3 protein-coding genes are annotated in these 5410 nt (G+C 71.9%); all 3 read left to right on the forward strand.

The genetic code is table 11. From position 1 onward, the window contains the following. Positions 1-182: 182 nt before the first annotated feature. Genes IT306_22220 through IT306_22230 form a run of 3 tightly spaced genes read left to right on the forward strand, consistent with a single transcriptional unit; the run spans position 183 to position 5329 of the window. A complete protein-coding gene (locus IT306_22220; protein MCC7371148.1) occupies positions 183-2729 on the forward strand; it encodes a DDE-type integrase/transposase/recombinase in 2547 nt (848 codons plus the stop codon). 1 nt (position 2730) lies between these two features. Beyond that, positions 2731-3936, forward strand: coding sequence for an ATP-binding protein (locus IT306_22225; protein ID MCC7371149.1), 1206 nt, complete (start codon positions 2731-2733; stop codon positions 3934-3936). Continuing rightward, the gene (locus IT306_22230) at positions 3926-5329 is read left to right on the forward strand and encodes a TniQ family protein (GenBank protein ID MCC7371150.1); all 1404 of its coding nucleotides are present in this window, start codon (positions 3926-3928) and stop codon (positions 5327-5329) included. The genes IT306_22225 and IT306_22230 overlap by 11 nt, the downstream gene beginning before the upstream one ends. The last annotated feature ends 81 nt before the right edge of the window (positions 5330-5410 follow it).

The following is a 5410-nucleotide window of genomic DNA, read 5'->3' on the forward strand; positions in this document are numbered from 1 at the left end:
GCGGAGCGCCGTTTTCGCCACTTTCGGGCGTCAGCGTGGTCCGAGACGGCCGGTCGAAGAAGCATCGGCTTGCCGCGAGTGATGGTTGGAACCATCGTCTTGCCATAAATCGTGCCCTCCAGCACGGGTGATGGTTCGATATGAGCATTCGGCTGCCCCGCCTCGGGTAGGGAGGGATCGCGATGCTCACGGACGATGCGTTGGCGGCGCTGTGCGAGCGCCTGGGTCTGTCGGCTGAGGCCCGGACCGTCATTGAGACGATCCGAGCCTCGCCGCCGGCGCGGCGGGTGCGCGGGGCAGCCGGCAACGTGGTCGCGCGCTACCCCAGTCGGAAGATGGGCGTCACCATCCAGGCCGAGAGCCATCGCAACGAGTTGGCCGGCCTGTACGAGTACGAGCACGATCCTGCGACGCTGGAGGTCTACGATCAGCCGCCACCGATCACGCTCGCCTACACGACCGGGGGCGGTCGAGCGATCCGCGTTCGGCACACCGCCGACTACTTCGTGCTCCGCACCGACGCGGTTGGTTGGGAGGAGTGGAAGACCGAAGCAGAGCTGGAGCGGCTCGCGATCACGATGCCGCACCGGTATGCCCGAGCCGAAGACGGTCAGTGGTGCTGCCCGCCGGGCGAGCGGTACGCCGAGCCGCTGGGGCTGTACTACCGGGTCCGCTCGTCGGCCGAGATCGACTGGGTCTTCCAGCGCAACCTGCTCTTCCTCGAGGACTACCTGCGCGCCGAGAGCCCGGTGGTCGGCGAGGCTGCCGCGGTGACCATCCTCGCGCTGGTCACGCGGCAGCCGGGGCTGCGCCTCGACGAGCTGCTCGACCAGGTCACGGAGGCCAACAGCGACGACGTCTACAGCCTGATCGCCAGCGAGCGGCTCTACGTCGACCTCCGCGCTGCCGCGCTGGCCGAGCCGGAGCGGGTGCACGTCTTCCGCGATGCGGCGGAGGCTCGCGCCCAGCCGGCGCTCATCGATCCGACCGATTCGACCCGCACCAACGTCGCCCAGGGCGTCGCGCTTGGAAGCGACGAGCCGGCGGTGGCCGGCAGCATGGTGGGCATGAGTGTCGCGGCGCGCGAGCAACTGGCCCGAGCCAGCCCCGACGACTTCCGCGAGGCCAATCGGCGGTACGCTCGCATCGCGCCTCACTGCGGCGGTGGGGGCGTGGCCGGCGGCGCGATCTCTGCCCGGACGATCCGTCACTGGCGCGCCCAGTATCGTCAGGCCGAGCAGGCGTACGGCTGCGGCTACGTCGGCCTGCTGCCCCGCCGCGCCCAGAGCGGCAACCGCCGGCCGAAGCTGCCGCCGGAGACGCAGGCGCTGCTCGACGCGTTCATCGCCGACGAGTATGAGACGCTCAAGCAGAAGCGCTGCTTCGAAGTCTACGCGTCGCTGGTCCGGGCCTGCGAGGCGCAGGGGATCGTGGCGCCCAGCTACAAGACGTTCACCCGGGCGGTCGACCGCCGCCCGCGCGTCGAGCAGGTCGGCAAGCGCCAGGGTCCACGCGCGGCGGCGCAGGCGGCCCCGTTCTACTGGGAGCTCGCCCTGACCACCCCCCGGCACGGCGACCGCCCGTTCGAGATCGGCCACCTCGACCATACCCAGCTCGACGTCGAGCTGGTCTGCTCGCGCACCGGGCACGGCCTCGGGCGACCGTGGGCGACGTTCCTGACCGACGCCTACTCGCGGCGGCTGCTGGCGGTCGCGCTCGGGTTCGACCCGCCGAGCTACCGGGCCTGCATGCTGGTCCTGCGGGAGTGCGTCCGCCGCCACCAGCGGCTGCCGCAGACCCTGGTCGTGGATGGGGGTTCCGAGTTCGGCAGCGTCTACTTCGAGACGTTGCTGGCGCGCTACGAGTGCACCAAGAAGACCCGCCCGGCCAGCCAACCGCGGTTCGGCTCGATCTGCGAGCGGCTGTTCGGCACCACCAACAGCCGCTTCGTCCATACCCTGCTCGGCAACACCCAGGTGCTCCGCCAGGCGCGGCAGGTCACCAAGGGGACCGATCCGAAGGCCCAGGCCTGCTGGACCCTCGACCAGCTCTTCGCCCGCGTCTGCGAGTGGGCGTACGAGGTCTACGACACGCTCGAGCATCCGGCCCTGGGGCAAACGCCGCGCGAGGCGTTCGAGGCCGGGCTGCGCCGGGGTGGCCAGCGACCGTGGCGGCAGATCGCCTACGACGAGGACTTCCGGCTGCTGACCCTGCCCAGCACCCAGAAGGGCACGGCCAAGCTGCAGCCCCGCCTGGGCGTCAAGATCCACCACCTCTACTACTGGTCCGAGGCGTTCCTCGACCCGGCCGCGGAGGGCACCCGCCTGCCGGTGCGCTACGACCCGTTCGACGCCGGGCTGGCCTACGCCTTCGTCAAGGGCCGCTGGGTCCGCTGCATCTCCCAGCACCAGACCCAGTTCGCCGGCCGCTCCGAGCGGGAGATCCTGCTGGCGAGCGCCGAGCTGCGACGCCGCCACCAGCGCCATGGGCAGCGGCTGCCGATCACCGCCCGCAAGCTGGCCGACTTCCTGGCGTCGCTCGAGGCGGAGGAGGTACTGCTCGAACAGCGGCTGCGCGATGCCGCGCTCGGCGACGTAGTACGGCTGGGCGCGGATGCCGACGCCACTTCACCCGTCGCCGCGCACACGACGGCGTCGATGGCCGGCGACGACCTCGCGATCGATCTCGACGAGGACGAGGCGGCCCTGGTCGTGTACGAGGAGTACTGAGATGCAAATGCCACTCCCGCAGCCACCTCTCGATCGATACCCAGCCGAGCTGCTCGCCCAACCATCCGAGGCTCGGCTCGCCTACTTCGCCGCTCGGGTCGTCGCGCACCCCCATCTCGCCCAGGCCCACCAGACGTTGCTGGACGCCCTCCGTGGCTCGACCGAGGCCTCGCTGGTCCTGGTCTACGGCCCGACCGGCGTCGGCAAGACGACCCTGCGCCGGCGGATCGAGCAGCAACTGCTCGCAGCGGCGCTGCCCGACCTGGAGCACGATCCTGGCCGGATGCCGGTCGTCGCGCTCGAGGCGGCCGCGCCCGAGTCGGGCCAGTTCAGTTGGAAGGACTACTACACCCGCGCGCTGCTGACCCTCGACGAGCGGCTCGTCGGCTACGGCCACGACGTCGGAACCCGGGGCGTCCGCCGCGACGCCACCGTCCATCTCCGGATGGCGCACACCGCACCCGCCCCGGAGCTGCGCCGCGCGCTCGAGCAGAACCTGCGCCAGCGGCGCGTCGCCGCCGTCATCGTCGACGAGGCCCAGCACCTTCGGCGCCTGGCGAGTGGTCGCCGCCTGCTCGACCAGATGGACACGCTCAAATCGATGGCCGCGCTGACCGGCGCCGTCCACGTGCTGGTCGGGACCTACGAGCTGCTGGGCCTGGCCGACCTGAGCGCCCAGTTGAGCCGGCGGAGCGTCGAGATCCACTTCGGGCGCTACCGTCCCGAGTTGGCCGAGGACCGCCGGGCCTTCAAGAGCGTGCTGTTGACCTTCCAGCGGCACCTGCCGCTGGCGAGGGAGCCGGATCTGGTCGGGCGCTGGGAGGAGTTCTACGAGCGGTCGGTCGGCTGCGTGGGGGTGCTCAAGAGTTGGCTCACGCGGGCGCTGGCGGCGGCCTTGGAGGCGGGGGAGACTACCCTGACCCGCCGGCGCCTGGAGCGGCATGCCGAGCCGCCCCGTAAGCTGCTGAGTCTGGCCCGCGAGATCGCGGAGGGTGAGGCGGCGCTGGCCAATGGCGACCGGGGGCAGGGCGAGCTGCGTCGGCTGCTCGGGCTGGCAACGGCGGAAACCACCACGCCCGCGTCTGGCTCACCGACGATGCCGACGGCCCGGCGGCCGTCCGATCGCCCCGGCCAGCGGCGACCGACGCGCGACCCGGTCGGTGCGCAGGATCCGGTTGGCGCGGGGAGGGGCGAGCATGGTCACTGATGCACCGGTGGTCTACCTCACCTGGGACCTGGCGCGCCCGACGATCCCGCCGCGCAGCCGCCTCTTCCACCTGGAGCCGCTCGGGATCGGGACGCCGGACACGGAGAGCCTGACCGGCTACGTCGCCCGCCTCGCCGAGGCCCACGGCGTCGCCACCCGCCAGCTCGTCATCCACGAGATCCTGCCGCTGCTCGGACGCCCCCACCTGGCGACGACCCTCGACCCCAACCTGCTCTCGGCCTTCTGGCGCAACGAGACGCGCGCCCTGAACGGCACACAAACCCTGGCCGCCAACCTGGTGCGGGTACTGGAGCACCTGACCGGGCGGCGCGACCTCCGATTCCTGACCCTGTTGCCCTGGGCCGAGGTGCTGCCAGCCTACCATCTCCAGCGACCGTCCCACGCCTGGTGCTCGGCCTGCTACGAGACTCGACGCCAGGCCGGGCAGCCGGTCGGCGAGCCGCTGCTCTGGACCCTGCAGCCGGTCACCGCCTGCCCCCGCCATCGCCGCCGCCTCCGGACGATCTGCGCGCACCCCGGCTGCGGTCGTCCGTCGCCGCCACTGGGCTCACGCTCACGGCCCGGCCACTGCGCGCGCTGCCGACGCTGGCTCGGCGGTGCCCAGGACGTCGATCTCGCCAGCGACGAGGCGCTCGCCCACAACGCCCTCCAGGCCCAGACCTGGATCGTGCACGCCGTCGGCGAGTTGATCGCGGCCGCGCCGCGCCTGGCCACCCCGCCGCGCCGCGAGCAGATCACCCGCACCCTCGCGGCATCCGTGGAACAGGTCACCGGCGGCAACCGAAGCGCCTGGGCGCGTCGGCTCGGGCTGACGACGGGGGCACCCGACAACTGGCATCCGGGCACGATGCGGCCCTCACTGGAGCGGCTCCTCCAGGTCTGCTGCGCCCTCGGGACGACGCCCCTCCGCTTCTTCCTGGGTGACCCCGGCTCGGCGGACCCGCCGCACGACGGGCTACGCATCGTCCCCGAGGGACCGCCGAACCCCTGGCGCCTTCGGCCACCGCTGCATCGCCTGACGATGCAGCGCGACCTCGAAGCGGTCCTGGCCTCCGACGAGCAGCCGCCCCCGTCGCTGCGAGAGGTGGCCCAGCGCTTGGGCGACACGGCCCTCTACCTGCGTCATCACCTGCCCGATCTCTGCCGGGCCATCTCTGAGCGTCACCTGAGCTACCAGCGAGCACGCGGCAGCGAGACCCGAGCGCGGGTGCGCGACGAGGTCCATCGCGCGACCTACCGCGTGCATGCCGAAGGGCGCTACCCCAGCGCCCGCCGCGTCTCCCTGCTCCTCAGCGATCCGGTCTCCATCCGCAGCAAACCGGCCCGCGCGGCCTGGCACGAGGCGCTCCGGGAGCTCGGCTGGCAACCCTGAGCCGACCGCTCCGGTGATCATTGTGCCTGCCGCTGCACCCATAACCTTGCCGCTGCGGCAAGGTTATGGGTTAGGTCACAC

This window comes from Chloroflexota bacterium (genome assembly GCA_020850535.1).
Lineage (GTDB): Bacteria > Chloroflexota > UBA6077 > UBA6077 > JACCZL01 > JADZEM01.